We start from the raw sequence: 3,004 nt of genomic DNA, 5'->3' as shown, positions 1-3,004 counted from the left end.
TCACAGAAGGTTTTGTCAACAAGCTAAAGGTCGTCAAGAGAGTCATGTATGGCAGAGCGGGTATCAATCTGTTGAAGAATAAACTCATACTTGAACATGTGCTCTTCAACTAAATTGCAGAAGAACCTAAAAGGTTTGTCTTTTCCTGTAAAAGGTTGACTCTCTCAGAGCAGGGTTTAACTTAAAATATGTTTACGAAACTAACTCGCTCTAAATTGGACTTTGATTGAAAATCAAGAAGTTGGTCGTTTGCCTATATTATATAGGTAACAATGTGGAAACGAGCGGACTTCTGCTCGTTTCTGTATTTTGCAATATGCAAAGAACGCCTCAATTCGGGGACAAAGATACGATATTTTTCTAAATATCCCATGACTATCTAGGAGAAATTTATGGAATTTAGAACTTTTGCGTAAAATTCTCTACCCGATAAGCTGGTTTCTTAGAAAATATTTGGAGAAGGCGAATTAAAGCCACATTTTTGTAGCTATAAATCCCACCACTCCTCTCAACGATGTGTACTAAGATGAGGCTTTACTTTTTATTTGGATATATGAGCTACGACAAACAACTGATATATATTGCACAATTAGTCTTACTACAAAATAGGAGATTGATAATTGAAGATGTTGCACGCAGCGAGTCACAGCAAAATCTTTTATTGATTGAATGTCAGTATGTTAAGTTCTTTAAAGAATGTGACTGCTAACGATTTAGAAACGAGCTATATTCTTTTTCTTTCACAACTTTGCAATATACAAAGAACGCTTTGATTTCGAGTGCAAAGTTAAATCTAATTTCTGAAAAACAACATTTTATGCTGTGATTTTACAAAATATTAAGATTAGTCTTTGCAAAGGTAAAAGAGTAGTTACCAACAGTAATTTTCATGTAACGTCATTTTAAGAGTATGGCAAAAAGAACATATTCATAAACGCATATATGTATCTTGCCATATTGGGAAATCAATTGCTTAGTTCCATTTTTGCAGATTATATTTATATTTTGTCTAAATTATGACGGAATACAGCAGATATTCAAGGGATTTGGATGGATTATCACGATAAAATATTATTTTTGTAGCGTAAAAACGATAAAAACATGAAGTTAAATCGCATAAGAGCAGTCTTAGAGGACAAAGGGATAAGCCAAACATGGCTTGCAAAGAAGTTAGGAAGGAGTTTCAGTATGGTCAATGCTTACGTATGCAACCGTTCTCAACCCAACCTTACCACACTTCTTGAAATTGCACAGTTCTTGTCTGTGGATATGAAAGAACTTATCACGGACAAAAAGGAACGCAATGATTGAAGAGATTATGAGAGACAAAATAATATCATAGCATCATTTTGTGGATAAACTAAAATATAATATTTGCAAAATAAATTGAACTTTTCTCATAAGAAAAGAAATATACTATAAGAGTTCATATCTCTCTACATGTTAAATTATTAATTGCTGATAACTATGAGACTGAAGCCAAAACTCCTCAATGCAATAATATTAGGATTGACAATGTTCCTTTCAATGCAAACAGCTTTTGCTGCTTGCAAACAGTCATTTGCCGCTCAACAAAAGAAGGTAGCGACCATTAGCAAAAAGAGAGTTGTCAAGAGCAAGAAGAGAACCTATCGCAAGGCTTCGGCGCGTAAATATTCGCATAGGGAACTGAACGCCATTATGCGGATACTTGAGCGGAAGTTCCTGTCGGAAGACAAGACCCCGGCCTTGCGAAATGTTGTTGGATTTGGAATGGGATCCAACTCCATTGATGTTGCGCTCCGTTGGAACACGAAGGAGAAGCAGCTGGAGTTTCGTAGGCAGATTTACAACTCGCCCGCCATCAGGTTTGAGGGCAAGTTGGACCCTATCATCGACAACAGGGAAGGCGTGAGCACCTACCAAGGCATCTCCCTCAAGGCGGAGAAGCCTTCCTATCCATTGAGCACCACGGAAATCAGATTCACGATTACCAACCATAGTGGCGAGGAATTTGTGTATGGCGAAGCATATAGCATCACAGCCCAAGGAGCGGATGGCAATTGGTTTGTTGTGCCCACCGATTGCTCGTTCACGGCCATCGGTCATGTTTTAAGCGATGGTCAAAGCGGCACCATCACGGCCCATCTTTTTCCCGATATTCTGCCAAACAAGCCAGGCGTCTATCGCTTCTTCTACGAAGATAACATAGATGGCAATAAGGTGCTGCTTATGGCAACCTTTGAGTTGAGAGAAACAAAATCGGAGAATTGCCGTTTTTATGGTGTAACTTTGTGAGGTAAATTAAGAAATAACAATGAAAATAACGATAATCAATAAAATCCTATTATGTTTTATCTGTAGCATTGTTCCTTACATATCAATTAAGGGACAATGCTTAGATTCACTAAAAAGTGTGTGCTTACCTGATAGTATAGCGGAACAAATAGAAAATAACTATGAAGATAAATACCTAAAATCCGCAACTATCATCCAATACACGATTAAGGGTAGATTTATGAGTCGTTAGTAGCAGCTTTCAGTAAAAAGCAACAGCACAACATCAATATGTAGCCACCATCCCCTTACCCCACGATGCGACTTGAGGTAATACGCAGATTCTAACCGGAAAGAAAGGATTCTTATCCGAATTCTGTTTTGAAGGGTTTTGCATAAGCGCGGTTTTCAGTATAGATATTCAGCACGTATTGCCTTGCAGTCATGATCCACTTGGCAGGTACGGAGATGAATCTGAAGACAAAAGCCTTTATGCGACTCGTTTCCTTGAGCCCGAAAGCCTTGGTGTCAAGCCTGCTCATGATGGTCTTGTAGAAATTGTGTATCAATGCAGTAAGCAGAAGAAAGACAGTATTCTCCGCCATGAATGACTTGGGGAGCCTGCTCCAACCGAATCCGTTGTTCATGTCGTCAAAGATACGTTCCTTGCCGCCACGCAGATTGTAGAATTCAACAATGTCCCTTGTCGATGACTTGTAATCGTTGGTCAGAATACAACGGTAAGTGT

At 38.6% G+C, this 3,004-nt stretch carries 3 protein-coding genes; 2 read left to right on the top strand and 1 reads right to left on the bottom strand.

The window, feature by feature from the left end; all coding sequences use genetic code 11:
• Positions 1–1,101: 1,101 nt before the first annotated feature.
• Together CIK99_RS02025 and CIK99_RS02020 are read left to right on the top strand one after the other, a co-directional pair.
• A complete protein-coding gene (locus CIK99_RS02025) occupies positions 1,102–1,311 on the top strand; it encodes a helix-turn-helix domain-containing protein (protein ID WP_094379258.1) in 210 nt (69 codons plus the stop codon).
• Positions 1,312–1,467: 156 nt separating this feature from the next.
• Positions 1,468–2,277 carry an immunoglobulin-like domain-containing protein gene (locus CIK99_RS02020; RefSeq protein ID WP_094379256.1) on the top strand — a complete coding sequence of 270 codons (810 nt, stop codon included), beginning with the start codon at positions 1,468–1,470 and terminating at the stop codon, positions 2,275–2,277.
• 344 nt (positions 2,278–2,621) lie between these two features.
• Here the strand turns inward: CIK99_RS02020 and CIK99_RS02015 are convergent.
• The coding region (locus tag CIK99_RS02015) for a transposase (protein WP_144007868.1) at positions 2,622–3,004 on the bottom strand (383 nt) is incomplete at its 5' end.

This window comes from Prevotella sp. P5-92 (assembly GCF_002251245.1).
Classification (GTDB): Bacteria; Bacteroidota; Bacteroidia; order Bacteroidales; family Bacteroidaceae; genus Prevotella.
This window is presented reverse-complemented; position numbering and strand designations above follow the sequence as displayed.